Origin of the sequence: Rhodococcus sp. NPDC077669, from assembly GCF_040686915.1 — a bacterium.
GTDB classification, from domain to species: Bacteria; Actinomycetota; Actinomycetes; order Mycobacteriales; family Mycobacteriaceae; genus Rhodococcoides; species Rhodococcoides fascians.
This window is the reverse complement of the sequence record NZ_JBFBMD010000031.1, coordinates 1-22,529: the sequence shown is the minus strand read 5'-3', so window position 1 is coordinate 22,529 and position 22,529 is coordinate 1. Positions and strand designations below refer to the sequence as shown.

Here is a 22,529-nt window from a genome sequence, read left to right as displayed (position 1 = left end):
GGAAGCTGGACCAATCAAGTGGACACTTCCAGCGGACGGTTTGGCCGAGAGAACGTCGCGGTCAATCACTCTCAGTGGCCCGTTCGCACTCGTCCGGTATGACGATGGTCAAAACGCACACCCAAACCCGCAGAAAGCGACTCAGGCGAAGACTGCCCGGTGGTCGCTCGGTGAACTCGTCTGTGTACGACTAGCTGTCGGCGCAGCTCGCTAGGCTCTGAGGAGATACCGGACAGTACGACAGATAGGGCAAGGCATGGGACTCAGCGAAGTCGAAGTCATGAAGCAAACTCGACATCGAATCCTGAAGAAACCTCTCCAAGGACAAGATGCTGCGGTTTGCCGCTTTCATGCCCGACATGGACACCGAGGTGGCCCTCAAGATCATCGAACAGTTCCCAGCTTTCAAGGAATTCGCCCTGGACACGGTGAAAGAGATAGAAGAGGCTCACAAGTCCACGCTCAAGTCGAATGATAAGAGCCAGAAACAGGCATACAAGGCTTTTGAAGATATCCGCGAGATCCTCAAGGGTGAGCTCGACAAGGATGACCTCACCTGGGACCAATGAAGTTCATCATCGAACTGATCCAAGAAAACGGGAAGCAAGTATCCCAGAAGGACAGTGAGAACAAGGAGTTCCTCAACACCGTCCTCGGAAAGGTCGCGGTCTTCGGGGGTGGTGCAATTGCTGCGGGAGCGGTTTTCTTGGGTGGCAAAATCATGCTCGAACAGGACGACGGCATCAACCGAATAGGCACCTGAGTCGACCACGGAGGTGCCCGCTACCTGGGCCGAGAATCGAGCCACCAGCCCGCGCTTGACGTCGCGAACCGCAACCGTGCCCACTCCCAGCACTCGGTCGGCGCGGTCCAGACACCCCCTGAACGAAGTTGAACTTGTGTGCTTCTATCGCAGTCTCTGAAAATTCAATTCCGGTGATCGATTGTGAAGTTCACTTCTGCATTCAAAATGTCAGAAGGCGACTGCAATCGGAGGTAATTCCCCAGGGAAGTCATGACGGCCACTTCTGAAACTGACAGCGTCGACCGAATTGTCAGTTTCAGAAGACGACTGCACTAGTTCAGAAGACGACTGCACTTACCCACCACACGGGAGCGCCGGTCAGTAGCATTCATCCCGCCGAGCTACGCGTACAACCACCATATAGAACAGCTTCTGTGATCGAAAAGTCCTCGATCTACCAGTGAACATGATTGCCCTCGACACGTCGTGTGTGTTCCCTTGGAGTCTTTGACTTTGACGTAGCTCGTCACCGGTATGTTGAGTGCGCTTGTGCGCCAGACGTTCTATGCGTTCGATTCGAAGTATCCCGATTCACTCTCGACCTACTGCAGTGGGGTTAAATTGGGTGGCGCAGTTCATGTTCGAGTGTGGTCTAGTCGACTGCGTGTCGATGCGGCGTGGCAATGAACCTCGGTTCCGAGCCTGGTGCCCGCTCTGAGTTCGACGACAATGCTGTGTTCGGCGAAATGTTCAGCGTCTTGGTGACGCCGTGTGCCACGTACCCGTGTTGAGAAGATCGCGGTGGTCGGCGGATCGGGAATACCGGGCTTGATACGCGAACACAGGTGTCCAATCCGACCCGTTGCACGGCCGGTGCCGTCGTGGCCGGTGCCGTCGTGGCCGTTAGTCGAGCTCAACAACCGGGTTCGGTTGTTGAGCTGCAGCGCTGGCACATAGACACCTCGGCCTGCTGACCGAGAATCTCGAACGTACATCGGATCTGCTTGGGTCGATCCCTGGTCAGGCTATAGTGGTGTCCGGCGATGGATCTCCGCCGAGACCGCCCCGTAGGGGGTTGTCTGAACCGCCCCAACCCTGGGGCTGATGGCTCCTTTCCCTGAGTGGAAGGAGTCTGTCCATGAACGGCCATCACGACCCGAATCCGACCCTACCGGTCGATCCCGACAGTGCGCCCCCAAGCCCGCTGCATGCGCGAGCGTCCGCGATCGCCGCCGTCGGTGTCGGTGGATTGGTCGGGGCCCCGCTCCGATACCAACTCGGACTGTGGTGTTCCTCTGCCGCGAGTGGCTGGCCGGTGACGACCTTCGCTATCAACATCGTCGGGGCGTTCCTGCTCGGAATGCTGCTGGAGGGATTGGCTCGCCTGGGCCCGGACACAGGGTGGCGGCAGCGGGTCCGGCTGTTGGTGGGCACCGGGATGCTCGGTTCGTTCACTACCTACAGCACACTGGCCGTCGATACCGATCTGTTTCTGCGCAGCCATCAGTGGTGGGCCGCCGGCAGCTACGCGGCCGGCACCGTACTGGTGGGTCTGGTCGCCACCACCGCCGGAATCGCGATCGCCGCGCGACTGCGGACACGGCCCGCGGAGGCAACACAATGACGACACTCTGGATCGCCTGCGCGGGCAGTGCAGGGGCGATCGTCCGTTTTGTGCTCGACGGGGCCATCAGGCACCGCCGGGCGTCGGATTTTCCCTGGGCGACAGCGATCATCAACGTGACCGGATCACTGCTCCTCGGATTCGTCACCGGACTGATCCTTTTCCACGGACTACCCCAGGAACTTCAGCTGATCGTGGGCATCGGTTTCTGCGGCGGGTACACCACCTTCAGCACCGCCAGTTTCGAGACGGTGCGGCTGATCCAACGTCAGAAGTACATCGCTGGCGTGTTGAACGCGGTCGGCACCCTGCTGGTGACTGTCGTCGCCGGCGGTGCCGGTCTCGTCCTGGCTTCCGTATGAGGAGAAAACAATATGAGGAGAAAACAATGACCGAGGACGATCCCAGCCACGCCTCCTGCGACGACCTAGGGGACTGGCGCGCTCCGCTACAGGTGGACGGCCCCGCCGCCTCGGTAGAACCGGTGTGCCACCTGGTCGTGGGGTTCGACCGGCACCCAGCAAGCCACGCTGCCTTGACCTACGCGATGGACCTTGCCGGTCGACTGAACGCGTTCCTGCATGTAGCGCACATCGTCGACACCGATGACCTGCCGATCGACCCGGACAGCGACGACTGGGAACAACGCATCGCCGACGCTGTCGAACAAGAGCGCCGCGAGGCATGCGCGATGCTGGCCGCCATCCCCGGGAACTGGGCGTTCTACTCGAGGCGGGGCAACCCGGCTCGACTGTTGACCACGATCGCCGACGCCAACGACGCCCTGATGATCATCATCGGTACCACCCGCGGCGGGATGATGTCACTGGTGGAGAGGGCCGTCGGCGAATCGGTGTCCGCGACACTCGCCCGCCACGCCCACCGCCCGGTCCTCCTCGTCCCCGCTACCGATAGGCAGCATAGTGACGCAGCCCAAACACGCCGGTGACCCATCCGCCGCACCGGGTTCCCGCCGCGCGCTTCCAGAAAGAAATCCACCGAACCGCCACGACCATCGATGGGGGGCGTGTCGGTTCGTTGTCGCGTTCGGGACGGTCAGCATGCTCGCGGACTTCGTCTACGAAGGTGCCCGCTCGATCACCGGCCCCCTCGCCTCGCGGGGGGCTACCGCCTTCGTCGTCGGGGTGTGGTCACCGCATCCGACGAGGTCGCAGCGCTGATGGTGCGCTCGGTCTCCGGCCCGGTGGCATACACCAAGCCGCCGCTTCTGGGCGTCGACGTTTCCGGTTACGCCCACCCCGTCATCGCCGTGCACTTCCTCTGGATCGCCGGCGCACTGGCGCGTCTGCGTTCTCGTGATCGACGAACGGAGCGGCAAAGCCATCCGTTCCCCAGCCGAAAACCGATCTGCTCTACGACATTCGATTCCCGCGTCGCTCACCGTCGTTCCCGCAATCCAGGTCATCGCAGTGGCCGCCCTACTCGCCACCGGTCGTCGCCGCACCTGGCACCCCACCGTCCATCCCACGCAACCCAACCAAGGAAAGTCACCTATGTTTCCTGCTCGTCCGTGGATTCGGCCGTTTGCCGCCGCTCTGCTCGCATTTGCCGCACTGCTCGCCGCCGGCACTCTCGCCTCCACCACTGCTGTGACAGAGGCGGGTCTGCGGTTCCACGACCGTATCGCCCTTCATCGCGCCGGCTGGGCCACTGCCCTCGCCGAATTTGTCACGGACTGCGCACAACCGGTCGTCGGAATCGTGGTGGCGATCGGTATCGCCGCATGGCTCACGTGGAGAGGCCGACGGGTCGACGCGGCATGGGCCCTGGCAGTGATGGCATCTACCCTCGTCGTGTCGACAATCGCGAAATACAGCATCCGCGAACCCCGTCCCCCGCAACGGTTCTGGCTGATTCCTCCCGACACCGTGTGGTCGTTCCCGTCTGGACATACAGCGGTGGCTGCGGCCATGATCGGGCTTGTGGTCCTGCTCACCGCTCGGGCGCACGTAATTGTCCGGCGGTTGGCCCGCACGACATCAGTGCTGTTCGCGCTCGCCGTCGCTGCCTCCCGGCTGTACCTCGGCGTACATTTCCCGCTCGACGTCGCCGCGAGCATTCTTGCCGCCAGCACTGCGCTCCTCGCACTGTGGACCATGTGGTCGATCCCTCCGGTCCGACACTGGGTCAATGTCCGGCTCGGACCGACCCCTCAGGCAGCCTCACCCGACTGATCGCGGACCCACTCCGACTCCGAGCACTACGTGACGGGAAGGTGAATACAAGTCCGCCGTCGACCGTCCGCGGCTGGTAGCGCAGGTGAGGATCGTTGCCCACAACTCGATACCCTCAGGTTGGTCAGCCGTTGAGAGCGTGCACGCCGACGGGGCCTTCATCTCGCTGAGAGGCGTCAGGTCTAGACGGATGAGCGCCCGGACGTCCGGGCGCGGTCTCGCTGGGAACATGGCCCGACGTTAGCCCCAGCACCTGCGTGGAAGGTCAAGGATTTGACCTTCCACCCGACTCGAAGGTTTATCCTCGTGCGCATGTCCGCTCTGCGCATTTCACAGCTGTCATCGGCGACCGGCGTCCCGGCGACCACGCTACGGTTCTACGAAAGCGAGGGCCTGCTCCCGGCGGACCGTTCGGCGAACGGTTACCGCGTTTACGACGACCGCGCTCGGCAACGCTTGGCGTTCATCACCGCCGCCAAGAGCCTGAACCTGTCGCTGCCGGAGATCAAACTTCTCCTTCGTGTCTGGGAGAAAGACTCCTGCGCAGCAGTCAAAGCCGAACTCGGCCCCGCCATCGAGTCCCACATCGCGCACGCCAACGAATCGATCGCTCAATTGACCGCTCTGCGTGAGAGTTTGACCGACGCGCTGGCCCGGCTCGGGGACACACCCGACGCGCCGACGCCATGCAATCCGGACTGCACCTGGCTGATCTCAGCGAACACCGCGGTGGGCACCGCATGAACATATCGAGCACCACCTCGGTGGTGGCGTGGCTGGAGAAGTTCCAGATCCCGCTCTACCTGCTGGCCCTGCTCATCGGTGGCGGTGTCGGTTTGGGTGCGCCGTCGTCGGCGCATGCGTTCGAGATTGCTATCAATCCGGTACTGATCGTGTTGCTCTACGCTACGTTCCTCGCGGTTCCGTTCTCCGCCATCGGCGCATCGCTGCGCGACGGCACATTCTTGCTCAGCGTCGTAGTACTGAATTTCGTGCTCGTTCCAATCGTCGTATTCGCTCTGACCCGGTTCGTTGCTGCTGATCAGGCGGTACTCGTCGGTGTGCTGTTGGTGTTGTTGGCTCCCTGCATCGACTACGTCATCGTCTTCAGTGGGTTGGCCGGTGCAGCGTCGGAACGGCTCCTCGCGAGCGCGCCGCTGTTGATGTTGTTGCAGATCGCGTTCCTGCCGCTCTACCTGTGGTTGTTCGTCGGGTCCGAGCTGGTGGAGATCATCGACATTGCACCGTTCGTCGAAGCGTTCGTGCTGTTGATCGTTGTTCCTCTGGTGTTGGCGGCCCTGACGCAAGCACTTGCGCGTCGTCGGCGTATCGGCACCCAGATCATGGATGTGATGGCCGCGGCGATGGTGCCGGTCATGATGGCCACTCTTGCCGTCGTCGTGGCGTCGCAGATCGACGCAGTCCGCTCCGAAGGCTCCCAGCTGTTTGCCGCGGTGCCGATCTTCGTCGCGTTCCTGGTCATCATGGCGGTTGTCGGATGGGCGACGGCCAGAGTGACCCGCCTGGACGTCCCGGACGCTCGGGCCTTGATCTTCTCCGGTGCCACCCGAAATTCGTTGGTCGTTCTGCCGCTGGCGCTCGCGCTGCCACCAGCACTGTCTCTTGCTGCCGTGGTCGTGGTGACGCAGACACTGGTGGAGCTGATCGGAATGGTCGCCTACGTCCGACTCATCCCCTGCCTTGTCCCAGCTCACGCTGCGAGAGCACCGGTGAAGTTCGAAACAACTCGCACGAACCAAGGCAATCCTGGGTGACGAGAACTGGATAAAAGCAGGTGGCGTCAGTGAGGGTGAACGAACCACGGGATCCAGTGCCGCGACCCCGTTCCACTTCCCGCGAGCATTGAGCATCGAATGGGGACTTTTCCGGCAAACGCGCCTGTGGGCTCCGCGCCCGCTACGACTGCAGTCTCTACGCTGGCACCGTGCCCCTGCCGACCCATGTGACCGACCTGATCAGCTACGAATTATTGCTGTCCGTCGCCGAGCTGGGAAGCATCGGACGCGCAGGGGAGGCGCATGACATGTCGCAGCCAGCGGCGAGCGCACGCCTGAAAGCACTCGAAAGCCGCATCGGGGTAGCACTCCTGCATCGCGGGCAGCGAGGTGCCACCCTCACCGCAACCGGCGAACTGGTCGCCGGCTGGGCCGAGCGCGTCATCGCCGAAGCCGCCGAGCTCGCCACGAGCATCGCAATGCTGCGCACCGACCGCCACAGCCACATTCGTATCGCCGCAAGCCTCACCATCGCCGAATACCTCATACCGCGATGGCTCATCACACTGCGCTCCCACGACACTTCCATCACACCGACTCTCACCTCCGGAAACTCTGTCGACGTAGCCGCATCGGTGCTCGACGGCCGCGCCGACATCGGATTCGTCGAAAGCCCCGATCTGCCCAGCGGACTCCACTCGAAGGACGTTGCCCGCGACGAACTCGTCGTCGTCGTCGCCCCCGATCATCAATGGGCTCGACGAACGATCACGGCGAGCGAACTGGCCGCGACACCGCTGGTCACCCGCGAACCCGGGTCCGGCACACGTCTCGCGCTCGAACGTGCGCTCCGGACTGCGGGCCCACTCGCCGCGCCACTGCTCGAGGTGTCCTCCACCACTGCCATCAAAGCTGCCGTCATCGGCGGCCTCGCACCGGCCGTACTCAGCTCCCTCGCGGTATCCGCCGAGATCGCCGCCGGAACGCTGGCCCGCGTTCACACAGAGGGGCTCGACCTGCGCCGGTTCCTGCGTGCCGTGTGGCCCGCGGGCCGTGAACTGCGAGGACCGTCGAGCGACCTGCTCGTCGTCGCCCTCAAATCCCCGCAGTCATAACCTGAGGTTGGGACCGGCCAGGTAATCGGTGTCTACCGGTGACGACTGTGTGCGAGGACGCTGGAAGTCATGACCACGACAGCTCTGCACCGCTCCTCCATCACGTCTCGGCGCGGCGACGATACCGAGCGGCCGCGCAAGTGGCCGGTGCTCTCCGACCTCGACCACCCGAGCCAGATCTTCGAACACATCACCCCCAACTGGTTCGCCTCGGTCATGGGCACCGGTATCGTCGCCAACGCCGCCGCCACCCTGCCCGCCCACATCCCCGGACTGCACGTGTTCGCAACGATCGTGTGGATCGCAGCGTCGGTCGCCTTGATCACACTCTCCGGTGCCTTCGCAGTGCACTGGATCCGACACCGGCAGTATGCGCGTGAGCACGCCGCGCATCCGGTGATGGTGCAGTTCTACGGCGCACCCCCCATGGCGCTGCTGACCGTCGGTGCCGGGACGATGCTGCTGGGCAAAGACGTCATCGGAGCGGCGCCCGCAACCGTGATTTTTGCCGTCCTGTGGACCGCTGGCACAGCCCTCGGGCTGATCACCAGCATTCTCGTGCCCTACCTGATGATCACCGCCCACGATCACCAGACCGCCGTCGCACTCCCGGCGTGGTTGATGCCCGTCGTACCGCCGATGGTGTCCGCCTCCACCGGTGCGCTGCTGCTCCCTCATATCGCGGATGGGCAATGGCGCCTGGCCATGCTGTCCGGTTGCTACGCGATGTTCGGGCTGTCACTGATCATCGGAATGCTGACCATGACGCTCATCTACGGACGGCTCGTCCACGGCGGAATCCCGCCGGTCCAGGCAGCACCGACGGTGTGGATCACCCTCGGCATGATCGGTCAATCGATCACCGCCGCGAACCTGCTCGGCAACGATGCACCCTTGGTGTTCACCGGCGAGACCGCCTCCGTCGCAACCGGCCTGCACGTGTTCGGCATTCTGTACGGACTGACGATGGGCGGCTTCGGCGTCTTGATGTTCACCCTCGCAACCGCCCTCACCATCCATGCCGCCCAGAAGGGACTGACATTCTCACTGACCTGGTGGTCGTTCACCTTCCCCATCGGCACCTGCGTCACCGGTGCCACTGCCCTCGGCGGCGCTCTGGGGTCGGCCGCGGTCGAGGCCCTTGCAATCGGACTGTATGCGGCCTTGCTCGCAGCCTGGGGCACAGTCGCCGCCCACACTCTCCGCGGCAGCGTGCAAGGAAAACTTTTTCAACCCAGCTGAACCGACCGCCGGGTAGTACCCACTCGGAACGCTGATACCGAACGAACAGCGTTGATCCAATCGACCACTGACCCCGGAAAGGACTCACGATCACGATGAACACACCGAATGCAGACACACCGACTTCCGATACCCCGAGACGGGGCAGCCGCGGACGCGTCTGGGCACGAGTCACCGAAAATTATCTGACCTGGCTGTTGCTGATGGCGGGAACAGCTGCTGCGGGGGCCTTTCTCACGGCCCTCGCCGGCGGGTTCGAGGGCTGGACCGTCGTCGCAGCGATCGTGACAGTGGTGCTGTTCGCGGGATGTTGGTTCTCATATCGAGACGGTGCACGCCGGGGTGCCGCCGAACCACACATCATCCAGTACCACCCCGACAGCCCGGACGAGGTGATCGACATCGACACCGACACCGGCGAACGCCAGCCCCACCAGGACTGACCGGTCGGAGGCAGCAGCAGCACGATCCGCCCTACCTCAGCACAGTGCGGGGTTCAGGTGCCTTCTCCAGGTGCGTTGCGACCGACAGTGCTGCGTTGATCAACCGCTGGCGAGCAGCCGCCGGTGCGTGTGCGTTGCGAGCCGAGGGGTGCGGTGCCGCTATCACCGGGAGGAGGCGGGTGGGAGCAGATGCAGTGATGACGCGCATGTAGCCATCGAGAGCCTTCGCACCAAGAACGAAAACCACCTCCAGTTTCGGCAGCAAGGCCATAAGCTCGCCGACATATGGGCCCGCCTCACCGAGAACGGATGCCGTCGGCGATACCGGATGACCGGCGTCATCGAGCACTGCCCACGGCACAATATTCCACTTGACGCACTGCACCCGGTCGATACCCGCGTCGGCGAACACCGATTTCAGCACGGGGTTCGTTCGATCTGGATTGTCGAACGAACACATGTTGGTCCCGCCCGGACGTATCGTTTTCGGCCCCGGAGACTCCAACAGCACCAGACAGCGAGCCGCGTCGCCGCCGTCGTCGGGATCGAACAGTGGAATGGACCGTGCAGTGTCGATCCTCCATCGCAACACCGACGCATTGAGTGAGCGGACCGGGGCATCGTGCGCTCGGGCGTGCTTTCCGGACCACACGTCATCATCTGTCATACGCCGCACTCACTGCTGACCCACGCCACACGTACTGCTGGCCATGGGGAAACGCACCGTGAGCCGTAGACGCCAGCTCTCGGTGGCTCGCCTCGACGACCACTGCTGAGCGTTTGACGACTCCGCTGCCTGAACACACCTATGAGATAACCACGACAGGCCGTGTGGTGCCTATTGCACCCGTCTTCTCATCGACTTCGATTCCAGATCAGGTCGGATACCCCCTAGGGTACTTACATACCCCCCTTGGTATATGCCACAGTGGGTACCGAACCGACCGAAAGGACCACCTGTGTGCTCCCCCACCTCGTGCCCGGCATGCGGTAAGACCACCTGGGCCGGTTGCGGTCGCCATATCGACAGCGTCATGGCGAACGTTCCGCAATCGCAGCAGTGCACCTGCTCCACCGAGTCGCCAAATCCAGCAACACGCAGCAGCTTCTTCCGCTCTCTGTTTCGTCGCTGACACCTCACCTCGCAGCACTTCGAGAGCATTTGTCAGTTTCAGAAGACGACTGCACTGTTTCAGAAGTGGACTGCACTAATCACTTCTCGCGACCGCGAGAGCGTCTCGTTCTTCCCGCGCCAGGGTGAGGTTGCTGTAGAGGGCGGATCGTTTCAATCCTGGTCAAACGCGCACCCAAACCGCAGCAAGCCGGTCAGGCCGACTGCCTCGAGATGCAGTTGTCCTGCAAACTGAAACGATTCGGCGTGCCCTCTTGAATCAGTGGTGTGAATCAATGACAAAATCGGTAGATGGGTGTGAAGGATTGGTGGGACGGTCCGCGCCAAGAGGCGGTTCCGCGTACGGTTGCTGTAGGCGGGATACTTCTCAGCCTGGCCGCACTGGTCGCTGGTCTGACCCTGCCCAACAGCGCAAGTTTCTGGATCAGCGTGTGCGCTGCTCTCTTCCTTGTCGGTCCTGGCCTGGTGTTCTCGAATTTGCTTATAGCGCGGTGGCAGAACCGCCGAGTCGAGAGGCAGGCACTTCCATGGCTTGTCTCGATCTGCGCCCTGCTCGCTCAGTCCTTCGACACATGCCGACAGGTTCTGGCGGCTGCAGGCGTCGAACATGAGTTGCCGCCGACACCGAACAAGTGCGACGTTGCGGCTCTCTTGTCGGTGGCCTCGTCCTATCCCGAATTGTTCTGGCAAACATTGTCGAACTCCCAGCCGATCCCTGATTCCATCCGGTTGACGCAAGACGATCTCACCCTCACACACTTCGGGTTGGTTGCACAGATGTTGCGAGAGGCGAGTTCGCTTGTCCCAGTATCTGCTTCATCTCAAGTCGCAACTTTCGCCGAGGCCTGGGCCGAATCCGCTGGCGTGACAATCGTGCACCATCATCGAGAAGACGGTCGGGCCGTTCTAGAGCGAAAAATCGGGTACCCGCAGATTATCGATGCGGCGAGAACCGCAGAACTCAGTCCGACCTTGGTGGCGCACTTCGATACACAGAGTCTAGCCGAGCTGGCTGTGAACCAACTGCTTCGTACTAAGCGGTTGCTAGAAGTGATCGCCGCTGACCTTCCCACTGATGTAGCTAGTTCTCTTCAGGTTTTCGACGTGCCGCAGTTCGATCCCGCAGGCTGACCAGGTTCAACTTCGCTGTCCCGCGTCATCGCAACAGCCGCACACTCGAATCTGGATGACCCAGAAATGCAGTCCACTTCTGAATTCGACAAACGGTGAAAATGTTCGCGCGCGGACTTTCTTCTGTCTGCACGTCCAACATCGTCATGTCTCGTGCACTTGACGTGTGTCCGCCGAGCCGTCGCCATCTTTGCTTCGCCGGCGCTGTTTGCGATACGCAGTATGTCTCGGTCTACGGCTGCCGTTCTGGCCTGTCGGGCAGCCTGGGGATCGATTACTGGCATGCCGACCCGTGGTGGTCTCTGCTGACTTTTCCGTCTGCGCTGCGCGAGGTTTGGGTGTATCGGATACGGCTATGACTTCTGTGGGCCGTTGTCGAGCCAGGAGGAAGGGAGCCGCTGTGAGTGTTGACACCGAAAAACGGTGGCACGACCCTCGGGAGTTCCGTAGAGCGAGTCTGTACACCGCGGTGGTGATCGCCGTTGCTGCTGTCGTTGCCGTCGGCTCGTTGCTTTCTGGAGGTAGCCAGGCTGAGCAGTGTCAGGACGCTGCATTCCGCGTTTGCCGGGATCCGGAACGGCTGGTCCTGGCAGTAGGCCCTCCGACGGTGTTGTTGGTTGGTGGGCTGGGCGCTTTCGGACGGACCTTTCGGGTGTGGCGTGCAGGTGGAGTATGGCCGATCTGGCAAGGGGCAGGATGGTTGCTGTTGGCGCTGATGCTCGTCTATTTCACCGCATCCAGCGGCGTTGTGGTTGGTGGCTGACCGAGCCGACGACCAATGTGGATGTGTCTTCGTGGTAACCGGATACTGCGCAATAGCTCATCGCGTACGAACCGGGTTGTCGGTCGCCGCTACATAGCTGGTCGCGGAGTTGGGTGAACCCACAGCAAGTTTTCAGTGACAGTCGGCGTCCAGGTCGACTTCGACCGAAGGAGGTAAACGAGAATGAATCCGCAGAGGTCCGGTGACACCGGACGCCCTGGTCGTGCGCAGGTCTGGACGCGGGTGGCCGAAAACTATGCGGCGTGGTTGTTGCTGATGGCGGGGATAGCGTCGGCTGGGGTTTTCCTCACCGCTCTCGCCGGCGGCTTCGAAGGTTGGTCCCTCGTCGCGGGTATCGTCACCCTTTTGCTGTTCGCGGGTTGCTGGCTGTCGTTCCGTGATAGCTCTCGACGCGAGGCTGCCGAGCCGAATATGGTCCGCTACCACCCCGATTCACCGGACGTGGTGATCGATGTCGACCAAGACACCGGCGAACGGCAACGTCACCGGGATTGACAGTTACAACGACGGTGCGTGAACGTTTCGTCTGGTGTCGTACTCTGCGACGAGCGCCGGTATCGACTGCACTGCAGCGGAACTCGTGCGCCTGGCCCGTCGACGTCGAGGAGAACGGCGCAATCCGATGGTCCGCGCGTGGCCGGGTTTCGAGGGCGGTGATAGTGCGCGCCTCGAGGTCCTCCTCGGCGTCGGGACGTCTGTTGTTCGGGTTTGGCTCGACACGCTACGAGCGATGGCGTGCAGATCGACGTTTTCGACATTGCGCACCATTCAGGTACCCCTGGGGGTACTCTGGCGGATTCGAGTACTACCCGGTCCGTGTCTTGGAGGAATGTGCGTAGATGGATTCATCTGAGTGGGATGCGCGTTACAGCAGCGTCGAGCATCCGTGGGGCTCGGCCCCGGCGGCTGCCCTGTCTGCGCGGTTCGCGGAGCTGATGCCGGGCCGGGCGATCGACCTGGGCTGTGGAGACGGCCGCCACGCTCGATGGTTGGCCGACGCGGGCTGGACAGTGCACGCTGTCGATTTTTCTTCTGTGGCAATCGAATTGGCACGCAGCGGCGGCGAGGATCGGTCGATCGACTACACCGTCGCCGACGCTCGGACCTGGGAACCATCCGAACCGGTGGATCTGGTGGCCATCGGCTTCCTGCATCTACCGGTCGACGAGTTGGTCGCCGTCATTGCCGGTGCAGCGAGTTGGCTCGCACCGAGCGGACGGCTGTTGTATCTCGGCCATGCGCTCGAGAACTTCACTCACGGTGTCGGGGGCCCACCCGATCCGTCGATCCTGCCCGCCATCGACGACCTCGCCCGCGCCGCGAGCGGACTGCAGGTCCGCGAACTGGGACACCTGGTCCGCCCTGTCGGCGAGGGTCGGGCCATCGATGTCCTTCTCCACGCACAGCCCTGGGGCACCGCAGCTCACCGCGATCTGAAGAACGGAACCTTCACGTGACCGATCATCCGACTCCCCTGCGCGTGGTGTTCGCGGTGAACACCACACCCACCGCCGTGGTGCGAGCGATCCACAACCTTCTCGATGCTGCGACAGAGCCGGTGACGATCGAAGTCGTGTGCTTCGGACCGGGCCTCGATGCGGCCTTGCGCTGTTCGGATATCTCCCTGGAGATGCGGGCGTTGATCGACTCTGCCTCCATCACGGTGAAAGCATGCCGCAACAGTCTGGAGGGCAGAGGGCTCGGTGACGACGATCTGCTGATGGGTGTCGAAGTGGTTCCCGCCGCAGTACTCCATCTCGCTCGACGTCAGCGAGATGGGTGGTCACAGCTCTACACCTGACATCACAGCCCGCTCCAGTGCCGTAGGCACACCGTCTCAGGGCGTTCGGTTCTCGCGTTCGCCGAGCTCGGAGGACTCGGCTGCGGTGTCGCGGCCTCGACCACGGACGATGCGCACCGTCAGCACTGCGATGATCACCAGCACTGCGATCAGGAGCACTGCGGTGTTCGGTACCGCGTCGGCCACGTCGCTGATCCAGACCTGGAGCGAGTACTGACTGTCGACACCCATGACGCCGCCGAGGTTCGCTGTGCCCTCCGTGAACAGGAACAGCACTCCGATACCGATGAAAAGCACCCCCGATATCAGAGACGTCGTATGCGTTTTCAGCGGTCCGATGCTGATTTCCTTGCCGCGCAGCCACGTTCGTGATCCGAGCGAGAACCGGTCCCAGACCAGCGCGAGGACGAACAGGGGTATCACCATCCCCGCTGCGTAGAGCGCCATGAGAACTCCGCCGTACGCGGCCTGACCGCCGGCGACGGCGACGGTCAGGACCGCGCCGAGCAGGGGTCCCGAGCAGAATCCTGCGAGCCCGTAGACCGCGCCGAGGGCGAACACCGATCCGGTGGAGGAGACGTCGATGCGCGCGGCTGCTCTCTGCGCGGACCCCAGCGCGAAGCCGCGACCGACGATGATCATCACCCCGAGGGCGATGATGACCACACCGCCGATCATGGTGGTGACCTCGCGATACCGGGTGATCGCCGAGCCGATGGCCCCGACTCCGGCACCGAGGGGCACCAAGACCGCCGCGAGCCCGAGGTAGAAGATCCCGGTGCGGCCGGCGAGCTTGCCGGCCCCGTCGAAGGCGTACGCGAAGAAGGAGGGCAGCAGCAAGGCCGAACATGGACTGACCAACGCCAGGAGCCCGCCGAGAAATGCTCCGAGAAGTCCGATCTGCGACATCGCGGGCCGCCCTACGCGCCGGCTGCCGCGTCGATCAGATCGACGAATTCCGAGAACGGTTGCGCGCCCAGAACCGGATCACCGTTGACCGAGAACGCCGGAGTGGCCGGGATACCCAGCGACTGTGCTTCGGTGGAGTCGGCGGTGATCGCGGCGTCGAATGCGGTGCCGGTGGCGTCGGCGGTGAACCGAGCCATATCCGGTACCCCGGCCTGTTGCGCGTAGCTCTGCAGCGACTCCAGTGTCAGGTCCGCGTGACCGGTTTCGGGAGCATCGGCGTAGACGGCGCGGGTGAACTCCCAGAACTTGCCCTGGGCGGCGGCGGCGCGTCCGGCCCGGGCAGCATCGAACGATTGTTGCCCGAAAATGGGTAGATCTCGCCATTCGATGCGCAGGGTGCCGGTATCGACATATCGATCGATAAGTTGCGGCTCGGTTTCCCGGCTGAACTGGGCGCAGAACGGGCACCGGAAATCCGAGAAGGCGATCATCACCACCGGGGCGTCGACATCGCCGAGGGCCATCGGATCATCGGGCTCGCGGTGCGCAAGATCGCCGAGCGGTCCCATCACCGGCGGTCCGCTCACGCTGCTCGACCCGGCGGCCGGCGACGCCGCCTCCGACTGCTCGTCGCCACCGGTCGTTCCGAGTACGAGAGCTCCCACGAGCACGGCCGCCACCACCACGGCGATGGCCAGGAGCACGATGTCACGGCGGCGAGTGGAGCGAGATGTCGAAGTCATGCAATACCTTTCGGCAGTCGGACACTGGCAGCGATACCCATCTGGGTATAGCCTCACAGTGTCACCCTACTCACACAACTACAACTCGTAGGAGATCCCAGCCGATGACAGAGCCCGCCACCTCCGACCGCCTCGACGTCGATGCTGCCGGCCGTTCCGATGACGGGGTGATCGCCGAGTCCGATCGTTTCCGGGGTTGGGGGATGCGGGCGGCACGCGGCACCGTCGCCGGTGTGGTCACGGTGTTGGTGGTGGGCATTCCCACCGACATCATCGACACGCCGATCTTCGGCCGTGAGGTGCCGGTGCGGGCGTGGGAGCTTCCGGTTCTGCTGGCCACGGCCCTGTTGACCGCACTGTGGTTCGGGATCGACAAACCCGCGCAGGTCGAGCGGACCGGCACACCCGCCGCTCTCGGTGTGGTCCTGACTTTCTTCGCCGTCGGATGTCCGGTGTGCAACAAGCTGGTACTTCTTGCGCTCGGCACCTCGGGTGCACTGGGGTTGTGGGCACCGATACAACCCATCCTTGCCGGGGTGTCCCTGGCGATGCTGACGGCAGCGGTGATCGTGCGATGGCGCAAACGCGACTGCACCTCCGCGTCCTGCGCAGCATGACCGGGCGGGCGCCTACTCACCCGCGCACCGACCATCGGGTGACCGACACCCGAACCGATCGAAAGGAACCGAAGGAACTATGACCGCATTGGCCATCGGCACCCGCGTGGACATGCCGTTCGAGGAAACCGTGGACGCAACCCGTGAGGCACTCGCCGAACAGGGATTCGGAGTGCTCACCGAGATCGACATGCAGTCGACCTTGAAGAGCAAGATCGACGCCGACATCGAACGCTACGTCATCCTCGGAGCATGCAATCCGCAGCTGGCGAAGGCTGCCATCGACACCGATCGGCAGGTGGGGTTGCTGCTGCCGTGCAACGTGGTGGTGCGAGCCGATGGCAGCAGCACGATCGTCGAAGCGATGAACCCCCAAGTGATGGTGGGTCTCTCGGATGCAGCGGGCCTGGCCGAAGTCGCCGACCGGGCCACTGCACTGCTGCAGAGCGCGATCATGGCACTCGGCGGAGACAGCACCACCGCATAGATGGGCGCGCACCGTATCGGCAGAGCGGCGGCGATGATGGGGACCGTTGCACTGTGCGCCGTCGCGCTGGCGTCGGGGTGCAGTTCCTCACCTGCTCCCGACGCCGCAGGCACCGATCCGGCGGCGCATCCGTCGTCGCCGGCCGCGCCGCCGCCGGGCTTCGGAGACACGGCCCTGTGGTCCATCCCGTTCCTGTCGCAGCCGCACATCGTCGAGGACGGGTTCGTCGGGGTCGTCGACTCCTCGGACGCATCCGGTTCGCACCGGGTGCAGGTACTCGACGACACCGGCACACCACGATTCGGCGTGGACGTACCCGCCGATCGCGACGAGTTCGCGGTGACCAGCACACACAACCGTGAGCTGTTGATCACCGAAGACATCGATGATCCCGGTACGGGTGCACCGGCCACGATGACCGCCCGCGATACCCGCACCGGCGACCTCGTATGGGGTCCGGTCTCCACTGCAGGCTGCCTGACCGGGTCCGGACTGCTGATCGACGCCGACTGCTCGCAGACAGCAAAGCCCGCAGCCGTGGCCGCCATCTCCGCAACCGACGGACACCGCACCGACCTGACGGGTGCGATCTCCGAATCCGGTGGATACGCGATCACCGTCGACGGCGACACAGCGCGCATCGTGACCGCCGACACCGGCAACACCGCCTGGTCCACCGACACCCTCGCCCCGCCCCCCGCAGCGATCCCCGGGACCGCCCGATTCGTCGCCACCGCCGGCAATGCAGTGGTCGTGGCATGGACGATCCCGACCCGTCCCGAACCGATCCAGGCGGTCTATCGACTCTCCGATGCCGAGCTCCGATGGATCAGCGGTAGCCGCAGTCCGATGGTGGTGACCGCCGACAGCAGTAGCGGGGCGACGATGATCACCACCGCAGACCTCACCGACGACGGAATCGCTGTCCTGTTCGAGCAGTACGGCACCCGAGGTTTCACCGCCGATCAATTTCCCGGTGCCGACCGCTTCGCTCTGGTCGGCGGCATCGTCTACGGCGCGTCGGACTCGGGAGTGACTGCCATCGATGCCACCTCCGGCCGCGTCACCGGCACATCACCGAGTGCCGCACCGACAGCAGTGACCTCGAACGGTGTCGCATTGGCCCAGAGCAGCGACGGGTACACCGCGTTCAAGGTGATCCCCCATTTCTGAGCTGCCCGCCCGCGCACCCCGTTCAGGACGTCTTGGGCCGACCTCGAAGATCGACGGAGAACAACGGGCCGAGCAGACACACGTTGATCACCCCGGTCAGCACGAACACACCGCCGATCACTCCCACCACGATGCCCCCGACACCGCCGAGCACGACGGCGACCACGATCAGAGCGACTCCCACCACGATGCGCAGTGCGCGTCCGGCAGTACTGCGCATGAATTCGACGAACGACATGATGATTCCAGTTCTGTAGAGGGACTTTCACTGTTGGACGGGCGAGAACGCCGAAGTGGACCAATCGGTGGATCATCGCGCGAACAGCCCAGCCCCGACCTCGACCTCGACTCCGACCCCGATCCCGATCCCGACAGCGCGGCATACGACGAGCGCTTCGCGCGCGATCTGATCGACCAGGGCACGACTCTTCGTCGCTTCGCAGCCGCGATGACACGATCACCGGCCGATACCGACGATCTGGTGCAGGACGTCCTCGAACGCGCGTGGCGCAACCGGAGAACATTTCGATCCGAATCGGCTCTCACGACGTGGCTCTACCGGATCACGATCAACCGTGCCCGCGATGTGGCCGCACGCGCGGAGACTCAGCGCACAGAACCATCGGGCACGGGCGACATCGATGTACCGATCAGCAACCTCGAGCACCCCGAGACGGTCGTGCAGGCGCTCAGCGATCGATCCACGGTGCGAGCGGCGCTGGCGACGTTGACCGTCGAGGATCGAATGGTCCTGGCATTGCACGACGGCGAGGGCTGGACAGCGACACAGATCGGCGCGGTCGGCGCGCTCACCACCGCAGCGGTGTACAAGCGCATCCACCGCGCACGGGTCAAGCTGCTGCGCGCCCTCGACGACGGTCCCACACATCCGCAAAACGACTCCCAGGCATGCCGGCGCACACTCGCCGCGGCATCGGACTACCTGGACGGGCGTCTCGATGTCGACGCCTCGGCCCGCATCGATACGCACCTGCGGCAGTGTCGCCGCTGCCCACCCATCGCACAGGCCCTGATCGGTATCAAGACCGCACTCGGCCTGCGGCCGTGGACCAGCGCGGTACCCGAACAGTTCGTCTACGACGTCGCCCACTTGGGCGGACCCCCGACCGGGGCGATGACCGATCATCCCCGACACCCCAAATCTGATACCCCATAGGGTATATTGGTCAGTGATTCATCGACCGAAGGAGAGACTCATGTGCAGGGCTGTCACGTGCAAGAAGTGCGGAAAAACGACGTGGGCGGGATGCGGTCAACACGTCGATCAGGTGATGCGGGGCGTTCCGGCGTCCAATCGCTGCAAGGGGCACGCCGCCGATCCGAAGTCACCGGGATTGTTCTCCCGCATGTTCTCCAAGAAGTAGATCGCGGTCCGCAGCCCTGATCCTGCCAGGGCTGCGACCCGAGTCGTCTTTCTTCGTGGTCTCGCACCTCGCGGTCCCGGTCTTCGTGGTCTCGCACGTCGCGGCACAGACCGCGCATGCGCAGACCCGCATCGTAGTGAACGCACAGTCCCCACCCGGCCAGGTGCAACACCACGACCACACTTGCCATCGCCAGCAAGCGGGGACTCCGTCACGGGAAAATCGATGTCGCGCAGGCACACTCACGTCGGTCACCGACACAGCCACCCGTCCAGCGGGCAGTCGAGGGTAGTTGTGATCGACGTCTGCAACCCTGGAGCGGCTTTCGCCGCCGCGGGGTGCAGGCGAGGTAGCTCGATCAGCGACGCCCGTTCCCGTACGTGTCGTCGTCGATGCTCGGACCGACCCCGACCCCGACCAAGGTCAACGACCGGCGATGATGCGGATCGACCCACACCGAAATGGTGGCACCGATCACCAGTGCGCGGACGGTCGACCGTTCTGCACGCACATCGCACCGGTACGTTCCGGACCCGGGCACCGTCACTTCCAGTTCCACCCGCCGTGAATCGATGTCGGTGCCCAGGACCACCGCCCACCCTTCGACGATGTCGTCCTCCCGGTCCGCCGCGGCGTCCCGGACCACGGATACCGCTGCAGGATGCAGCGGTGTGCGGGCTGCGAACATCATCGCCGCCATCAGCAGCACGGCGAAGCCGGCCACCACGGCAGCGGTGACAGCGGTCGCCGACCCGGGTGAGAGTCGAGGGACGAGGAAGGTGAACAGCACGATCAGCGCGAGCACGTAGAACCCCATGGCGACCGCGATCGCGTACGACACCCGTCCCGGTACCAGGACAGCGGCACCTGTCGAGCGCCGTCTCCGCGCGCTCGTCACCGTCTCTCCCCTGAGGTCCCGCTGGCGGTGCCCTCTTCGACGCCGTCGGCGATCACTTCGGAGGGTGCCCGCACAGCGGCGGTGTGGCCCGTCAACCCGACGTGGGCTTCGGTGCGCATGCGTTCGACCATATGAGGGTAGTGCAGCTCGAACGCCGGCCGCTCGGAACGGATACGAGGTATTTCGGTGAAATTGTGGCGGGGCGGTGGGCAGGTGGTGGCCCATTCGAGAGAGTTGCCGTAGCCCCACGGATCGTCGACGGTGGCGACCTCGCCGTATCGGTAGGACTTGAACACATTCCACACGAACGGCAGCGTGGACAGCCCGAGAATGAACGCTCCGATCGAGGAGATCAGGTTCAAGGTGGTGAATCCGTCCGAGGGCAGGTAGTCGGCGTAGCGGCGCGGCATCCCTTCGTTGCCGAGCCAGTGCTGCACCAGGAACGTCATGTGGAACCCGACGAACGTCGTCCAGAAGTGCCACTTGCCGAGGCGTTCGTCGAGCATGCGTCCGGTGATCTTGGGAAACCAGAAGTACACCCCGGCGTAGGTGGCGAAAACAATGGTCCCGAACAGTACGTAGTGGAAGTGCGCCACCACGAAGTAGGTGTCGGTGACGTGGAAATCGATCGGGGGGCTGGCCAGCAGCACACCGGTCAGTCCGCCGAACAGGAATGTGATCAGAAATCCGATGCTGAACAGCATCGGGGTTTCCAGGGTGACCTGTCCTCGCCACATGGTGCCGATCCAGTTGAACAACTTCACCCCGGTCGGCACGGCGATGAGGAAGGACATGAACGAAAAGAACGGCAGCAGAACAGCTCCGGTGGCGTACATGTGGTGCGCCCACACCGTGATCGAGAGCGCTGCGATGCCGAGGGTAGCGAAGATCAGACCCTTGTAGCCGAAGATGGGTTTGCGGCTGAAGACCGGAAAGATTTCGGAGACGATGCCGAAGAACGGGAGCGCGACGATGTAGACCTCGGGATGGCCGAAGAACCAGAACAGGTGCTGCCAGAGCACCGCTCCCCCGGTCGCCGGGTCGAACACGTGACCACCGAAGTGTCGATCGAAGGCCAGCCCGGCCAACGCGGCCGCGAAGGTCGGAAACGCCAGCAGCACCAGCACCGAGGTCACGAGCATGTTCCAGGTGAAGACCGGCATCCGGAACATCGTCATGCCGGGTGCGCGCAGACACACCACGGTGGTGATGAAGTTGACCGCACCCAAGATCGTGCCCAAGCCCGACAGAATCAGGCCCAGTACCCACAGGTCGGCACCGACACCGGGGGAATGCAGTGCGCTCGTCAGTGGGGTGTAGGCGGTCCATCCGAAGTCCGCGGCACCTCCCGGGGTGATGAACCCGGCGAGCACGATCAGCGATCCGAACACATACAGCCAGTACGCGAACGCGTTGAGCCGTGGGAACGCGACGTCGGGTGCCCCGATCTGAAGCGGCAGAATGTAATTGGCGAATCCGTACGCCACCGGGACGGCGTAGAGCAACAGCATGATCGTGCCGTGCATGGTGAACAGCTGGTTGTACTGCTCGTTGGACAGGAACTGCAACCCCGGTACGGCGAGTTCGGTGCGCATGAGCAGCGCCATCAACCCGCCGATGAGGAACAATCCGAACGAGGTGACCAGATACATCTTCCCGATCGTCTTGTGATCGGTGGTGGTCACCAACTGAAACAGCGTCGAGCCCTTGGGTTCTCGGCGTGCGGGATACGGCCGGGCGGCGTCGGTACGTGGGATCAATGCGGTCATCGATGAACTCCCGATAGCGTAGTGAAAGCGATGATGATGAGCGAGGTGATACCTCGAGATCTGTGCTGCGGCCGGCTGGACAGGCCATGTCTATGAGGATTCGCCGACGGCTGCGGGACGCACCCAGAGCTAGAGCGCAAGCGATGCTTGAACGGTAACGTAGACGGCCACGACCAACAACAGAACTGCGAAGCTTCGGGTCAGTGCGGTCGCCGATATCTTGTCGCTGACCACTTTCCCGGCGAACGAGCCTGCAATCGCCGCGAGGGTGAACGGTACGACGATCTCCCACGGGATGGTGGCACCCGTGCCGAGGCGTTCGGTGAAGGCTCCCGCGCTGGTGATGGAGATGATCACCAGTGACGTTCCGACCGCGACGGGCATCGAGTAGCCCAGTGCCAGAACCAGGGCGGGGACGATGAGGAATCCGCCGCCCACTCCCAGAAACCCGGTGAGGCAGCCGACGACGAGCGCGGAGGCGACCAGCTTGACCACCTGCGAAGTGGTGATCTTCACTTTCGTGGGCTTGGCGGCGACCGCGACGGCGCTCGACCGTGTTTCCGCGGTCTCGACCGGGTTCGGCGTCGGTAGGTCGGCATC

The 22,529-nt window shown here is 63.5% G+C and carries 28 protein-coding genes and 1 riboswitch; of the genes, 21 read left to right on the top strand and 7 right to left on the bottom strand.

The window, feature by feature from the left end; all coding sequences use genetic code 11:
- Positions 1 to 329: 329 nt before the first annotated feature.
- The 11 genes from AB0P23_RS22810 (at position 330) to AB0P23_RS22760 (ending at position 9,100) form a co-directional block, all read left to right on the top strand.
- Complete coding sequence (locus AB0P23_RS22810) at positions 330 to 569, top strand: hypothetical protein (protein ID WP_206498363.1); 240 nt, start codon at positions 330 to 332, stop codon at positions 567 to 569.
- Entirely contained in the window at positions 566 to 763 is a 198-nt protein-coding gene (locus AB0P23_RS22805) for a hypothetical protein (RefSeq protein ID WP_206498364.1), read from the top strand. Before AB0P23_RS22810 ends, AB0P23_RS22805 begins: the two co-directional genes overlap by 4 nt.
- A 1,012-nt stretch (positions 764 to 1,775) precedes the next feature.
- Positions 1,776 to 1,866: riboswitch (Fluoride riboswitch) on the top strand.
- A 17-nt stretch (positions 1,867 to 1,883) separates the two neighbouring features.
- The gene (locus tag AB0P23_RS22800) at positions 1,884 to 2,369 is read left to right on the top strand and encodes a CrcB family protein (protein ID WP_027494245.1); all 486 of its coding nucleotides are present in this window, start codon (positions 1,884 to 1,886) and stop codon (positions 2,367 to 2,369) included.
- Positions 2,366 to 2,731 carry a fluoride efflux transporter CrcB gene (gene crcB, locus AB0P23_RS22795; protein ID WP_027494244.1) on the top strand — a complete coding sequence of 122 codons (366 nt, stop codon included), beginning with the start codon at positions 2,366 to 2,368 and terminating at the stop codon, positions 2,729 to 2,731. The genes AB0P23_RS22800 and crcB overlap by 4 nt, the downstream gene beginning before the upstream one ends.
- A 26-nt stretch (positions 2,732 to 2,757) precedes the next feature.
- Positions 2,758 to 3,318: a universal stress protein gene (locus AB0P23_RS22790; protein ID WP_027494243.1), complete on the top strand. Its 561-nt coding sequence runs from the start codon at positions 2,758 to 2,760 to the stop codon at positions 3,316 to 3,318.
- Positions 3,319 to 3,685: 367 nt separating this feature from the next.
- On the top strand, positions 3,686 to 4,564 hold the full coding sequence (locus tag AB0P23_RS22785; protein ID WP_051364869.1) for a phosphatase PAP2 family protein: 879 nt from the start codon (positions 3,686 to 3,688) through the stop codon (positions 4,562 to 4,564).
- 312 nt (positions 4,565 to 4,876) lie between these two features.
- The gene (locus AB0P23_RS22780) at positions 4,877 to 5,308 is read left to right on the top strand and encodes a MerR family transcriptional regulator (protein WP_027494242.1); all 432 of its coding nucleotides are present in this window, start codon (positions 4,877 to 4,879) and stop codon (positions 5,306 to 5,308) included.
- Between the two features lie 20 nt (positions 5,309 to 5,328).
- Positions 5,329 to 6,339, top strand: coding sequence for a bile acid:sodium symporter (locus tag AB0P23_RS22775; RefSeq protein ID WP_027494241.1), 1,011 nt, complete (start codon positions 5,329 to 5,331; stop codon positions 6,337 to 6,339).
- A 170-nt stretch (positions 6,340 to 6,509) separates the two neighbouring features.
- The gene (locus tag AB0P23_RS22770; protein ID WP_230074817.1) at positions 6,510 to 7,415 is read left to right on the top strand and encodes a LysR family transcriptional regulator; all 906 of its coding nucleotides are present in this window, start codon (positions 6,510 to 6,512) and stop codon (positions 7,413 to 7,415) included.
- 69 nt (positions 7,416 to 7,484) lie between these two features.
- Positions 7,485 to 8,657 carry a TDT family transporter gene (locus AB0P23_RS22765; RefSeq protein WP_080729195.1) on the top strand — a complete coding sequence of 391 codons (1,173 nt, stop codon included), beginning with the start codon at positions 7,485 to 7,487 and terminating at the stop codon, positions 8,655 to 8,657.
- A 95-nt stretch (positions 8,658 to 8,752) separates the two neighbouring features.
- Entirely contained in the window at positions 8,753 to 9,100 is a 348-nt protein-coding gene (locus AB0P23_RS22760) for a hypothetical protein (protein ID WP_051364864.1), read from the top strand.
- A 31-nt stretch (positions 9,101 to 9,131) separates the two neighbouring features.
- Here AB0P23_RS22760 and AB0P23_RS22755 read toward each other — a convergent pair whose 3' ends face one another.
- Positions 9,132 to 9,767 carry a uracil-DNA glycosylase gene (locus AB0P23_RS22755; RefSeq protein ID WP_051364861.1) on the bottom strand — a complete coding sequence of 212 codons (636 nt, stop codon included), beginning with the start codon at positions 9,765 to 9,767 and terminating at the stop codon, positions 9,132 to 9,134.
- 756 nt (positions 9,768 to 10,523) lie between these two features.
- On the opposite strand from AB0P23_RS22755, the gene AB0P23_RS22750 reads away from it, so the two are divergent.
- The 5 genes from AB0P23_RS22750 to AB0P23_RS22730 all read left to right on the top strand — a co-directional run bounded on the left by AB0P23_RS22750 (position 10,524) and on the right by AB0P23_RS22730 (position 13,948).
- A complete protein-coding gene (locus AB0P23_RS22750) occupies positions 10,524 to 11,363 on the top strand; it encodes a hypothetical protein (protein ID WP_032370115.1) in 840 nt (279 codons plus the stop codon).
- 400 nt (positions 11,364 to 11,763) lie between these two features.
- Positions 11,764 to 12,126, top strand: a complete 363-nt coding sequence (locus AB0P23_RS22745) for a hypothetical protein (protein ID WP_080729194.1) — start codon at positions 11,764 to 11,766, stop codon at positions 12,124 to 12,126.
- 183 nt (positions 12,127 to 12,309) lie between these two features.
- Positions 12,310 to 12,642, top strand: a complete 333-nt coding sequence (locus tag AB0P23_RS22740) for a hypothetical protein (RefSeq protein WP_052066937.1) — start codon at positions 12,310 to 12,312, stop codon at positions 12,640 to 12,642.
- 344 nt (positions 12,643 to 12,986) lie between these two features.
- Positions 12,987 to 13,604, top strand: coding sequence for a class I SAM-dependent methyltransferase (locus AB0P23_RS22735; protein ID WP_032370114.1), 618 nt, complete (start codon positions 12,987 to 12,989; stop codon positions 13,602 to 13,604).
- Positions 13,601 to 13,948, top strand: coding sequence for a DsrE family protein (locus AB0P23_RS22730; RefSeq protein ID WP_032370113.1), 348 nt, complete (start codon positions 13,601 to 13,603; stop codon positions 13,946 to 13,948). Before AB0P23_RS22735 ends, AB0P23_RS22730 begins: the two co-directional genes overlap by 4 nt.
- A 36-nt stretch (positions 13,949 to 13,984) precedes the next feature.
- Here the strand turns inward: AB0P23_RS22730 and AB0P23_RS22725 are convergent, their stop codons facing one another.
- Together AB0P23_RS22725 and AB0P23_RS22720 are read right to left on the bottom strand one after the other, a co-directional pair.
- Positions 13,985 to 14,857 (bottom strand): cytochrome c biogenesis CcdA family protein, encoded by an 873-nt coding sequence (locus tag AB0P23_RS22725; protein ID WP_032370112.1) that lies wholly within the window; start codon positions 14,855 to 14,857, stop codon positions 13,985 to 13,987.
- Between the two features lie 11 nt (positions 14,858 to 14,868).
- Complete coding sequence (locus AB0P23_RS22720; protein ID WP_032370111.1) at positions 14,869 to 15,600, bottom strand: thioredoxin domain-containing protein; 732 nt, start codon at positions 15,598 to 15,600, stop codon at positions 14,869 to 14,871.
- Between the two features lie 104 nt (positions 15,601 to 15,704).
- On the opposite strand from AB0P23_RS22720, the gene AB0P23_RS22715 reads away from it, so the two are divergent.
- The 3 genes from AB0P23_RS22715 to AB0P23_RS22705 all read left to right on the top strand — a co-directional run bounded on the left by AB0P23_RS22715 (position 15,705) and on the right by AB0P23_RS22705 (position 17,877).
- On the top strand, positions 15,705 to 16,217 hold the full coding sequence (locus tag AB0P23_RS22715) for a hypothetical protein (RefSeq protein WP_032370110.1): 513 nt from the start codon (positions 15,705 to 15,707) through the stop codon (positions 16,215 to 16,217).
- Between the two features lie 79 nt (positions 16,218 to 16,296).
- A complete protein-coding gene (locus AB0P23_RS22710; protein ID WP_032370109.1) occupies positions 16,297 to 16,704 on the top strand; it encodes a DUF302 domain-containing protein in 408 nt (135 codons plus the stop codon).
- A complete protein-coding gene (locus tag AB0P23_RS22705; RefSeq protein WP_032370108.1) occupies positions 16,705 to 17,877 on the top strand; it encodes a hypothetical protein in 1,173 nt (390 codons plus the stop codon). It begins immediately after the preceding gene.
- 22 nt (positions 17,878 to 17,899) lie between these two features.
- On the opposite strand, the gene AB0P23_RS22700 is transcribed toward AB0P23_RS22705, so the two are convergent.
- Positions 17,900 to 18,115 carry a YgaP-like transmembrane domain gene (locus AB0P23_RS22700; protein WP_032370107.1) on the bottom strand — a complete coding sequence of 72 codons (216 nt, stop codon included), beginning with the start codon at positions 18,113 to 18,115 and terminating at the stop codon, positions 17,900 to 17,902.
- 33 nt (positions 18,116 to 18,148) lie between these two features.
- On the opposite strand from AB0P23_RS22700, the gene AB0P23_RS22695 reads away from it, so the two are divergent.
- On the top strand, positions 18,149 to 19,054 hold the full coding sequence (locus AB0P23_RS22695) for a sigma-70 family RNA polymerase sigma factor (RefSeq protein WP_080729193.1): 906 nt from the start codon (positions 18,149 to 18,151) through the stop codon (positions 19,052 to 19,054).
- A 40-nt stretch (positions 19,055 to 19,094) separates the two neighbouring features.
- Positions 19,095 to 19,262: a hypothetical protein gene (locus AB0P23_RS22690; protein WP_155288438.1), complete on the top strand. Its 168-nt coding sequence runs from the start codon at positions 19,095 to 19,097 to the stop codon at positions 19,260 to 19,262.
- Between the two features lie 358 nt (positions 19,263 to 19,620).
- Here AB0P23_RS22690 and AB0P23_RS22685 read toward each other — a convergent pair whose 3' ends face one another.
- From AB0P23_RS22685 to AB0P23_RS22675, 3 genes are all read right to left on the bottom strand, one after another.
- Complete coding sequence (locus tag AB0P23_RS22685) at positions 19,621 to 20,160, bottom strand: hypothetical protein (protein WP_032370106.1); 540 nt, start codon at positions 20,158 to 20,160, stop codon at positions 19,621 to 19,623.
- Entirely contained in the window at positions 20,157 to 21,929 is a 1,773-nt protein-coding gene (gene ctaD / locus AB0P23_RS22680; RefSeq protein ID WP_032370105.1) for a cytochrome c oxidase subunit I, read from the bottom strand. The genes AB0P23_RS22685 and ctaD overlap by 4 nt, the downstream gene beginning before the upstream one ends.
- 129 nt (positions 21,930 to 22,058) lie before the next feature.
- Positions 22,059 to 22,529, bottom strand: a 471-nt coding sequence (locus AB0P23_RS22675; RefSeq protein WP_363799500.1) for a sulfite exporter TauE/SafE family protein, incomplete at its 5' end; no start/stop codon positions are given.

Bases quoted from the DNA above. Each gene is read 5' to 3' on its own strand.
- AB0P23_RS22810 (WP_206498363.1), top strand. From the start codon at position 330: ATGCTGCGGTTTGCCGCTTTCATGCCCGACATGGACACCGAGGTGGCC.
- AB0P23_RS22805 (WP_206498364.1), top strand. From the start codon at position 566: ATGAAGTTCATCATCGAACTGATCCAAGAAAACGGGAAGCAAGTATCC.
- AB0P23_RS22800 (WP_027494245.1), top strand. From the start codon at position 1,884: ATGAACGGCCATCACGACCCGAATCCGACCCTACCGGTCGATCCCGAC.
- crcB (WP_027494244.1), top strand. From the start codon at position 2,366: ATGACGACACTCTGGATCGCCTGCGCGGGCAGTGCAGGGGCGATCGTC.
- AB0P23_RS22790 (WP_027494243.1), top strand. From the start codon at position 2,758: ATGACCGAGGACGATCCCAGCCACGCCTCCTGCGACGACCTAGGGGAC.
- AB0P23_RS22780 (WP_027494242.1), top strand. From the start codon at position 4,877: ATGTCCGCTCTGCGCATTTCACAGCTGTCATCGGCGACCGGCGTCCCG.
- AB0P23_RS22765 (WP_080729195.1), top strand. From the start codon at position 7,485: ATGACCACGACAGCTCTGCACCGCTCCTCCATCACGTCTCGGCGCGGC.
- AB0P23_RS22760 (WP_051364864.1), top strand. From the start codon at position 8,753: ATGAACACACCGAATGCAGACACACCGACTTCCGATACCCCGAGACGG.
- AB0P23_RS22755 (WP_051364861.1), bottom strand. From the start codon at position 9,767: ATGACAGATGATGACGTGTGGTCCGGAAAGCACGCCCGAGCGCACGAT.
- AB0P23_RS22750 (WP_032370115.1), top strand. From the start codon at position 10,524: ATGGGTGTGAAGGATTGGTGGGACGGTCCGCGCCAAGAGGCGGTTCCG.
- AB0P23_RS22740 (WP_052066937.1), top strand. From the start codon at position 12,310: ATGAATCCGCAGAGGTCCGGTGACACCGGACGCCCTGGTCGTGCGCAG.
- AB0P23_RS22735 (WP_032370114.1), top strand. From the start codon at position 12,987: ATGGATTCATCTGAGTGGGATGCGCGTTACAGCAGCGTCGAGCATCCG.
- AB0P23_RS22725 (WP_032370112.1), bottom strand. From the start codon at position 14,857: ATGTCGCAGATCGGACTTCTCGGAGCATTTCTCGGCGGGCTCCTGGCG.
- AB0P23_RS22720 (WP_032370111.1), bottom strand. From the start codon at position 15,600: ATGACTTCGACATCTCGCTCCACTCGCCGCCGTGACATCGTGCTCCTG.
- AB0P23_RS22715 (WP_032370110.1), top strand. From the start codon at position 15,705: ATGACAGAGCCCGCCACCTCCGACCGCCTCGACGTCGATGCTGCCGGC.
- AB0P23_RS22710 (WP_032370109.1), top strand. From the start codon at position 16,297: ATGACCGCATTGGCCATCGGCACCCGCGTGGACATGCCGTTCGAGGAA.
- AB0P23_RS22705 (WP_032370108.1), top strand. From the start codon at position 16,705: ATGGGCGCGCACCGTATCGGCAGAGCGGCGGCGATGATGGGGACCGTT.
- AB0P23_RS22700 (WP_032370107.1), bottom strand. From the start codon at position 18,115: ATGTCGTTCGTCGAATTCATGCGCAGTACTGCCGGACGCGCACTGCGC.
- AB0P23_RS22690 (WP_155288438.1), top strand. From the start codon at position 19,095: ATGTGCAGGGCTGTCACGTGCAAGAAGTGCGGAAAAACGACGTGGGCG.
- ctaD (WP_032370105.1), bottom strand. From the start codon at position 21,929: ATGACCGCATTGATCCCACGTACCGACGCCGCCCGGCCGTATCCCGCA.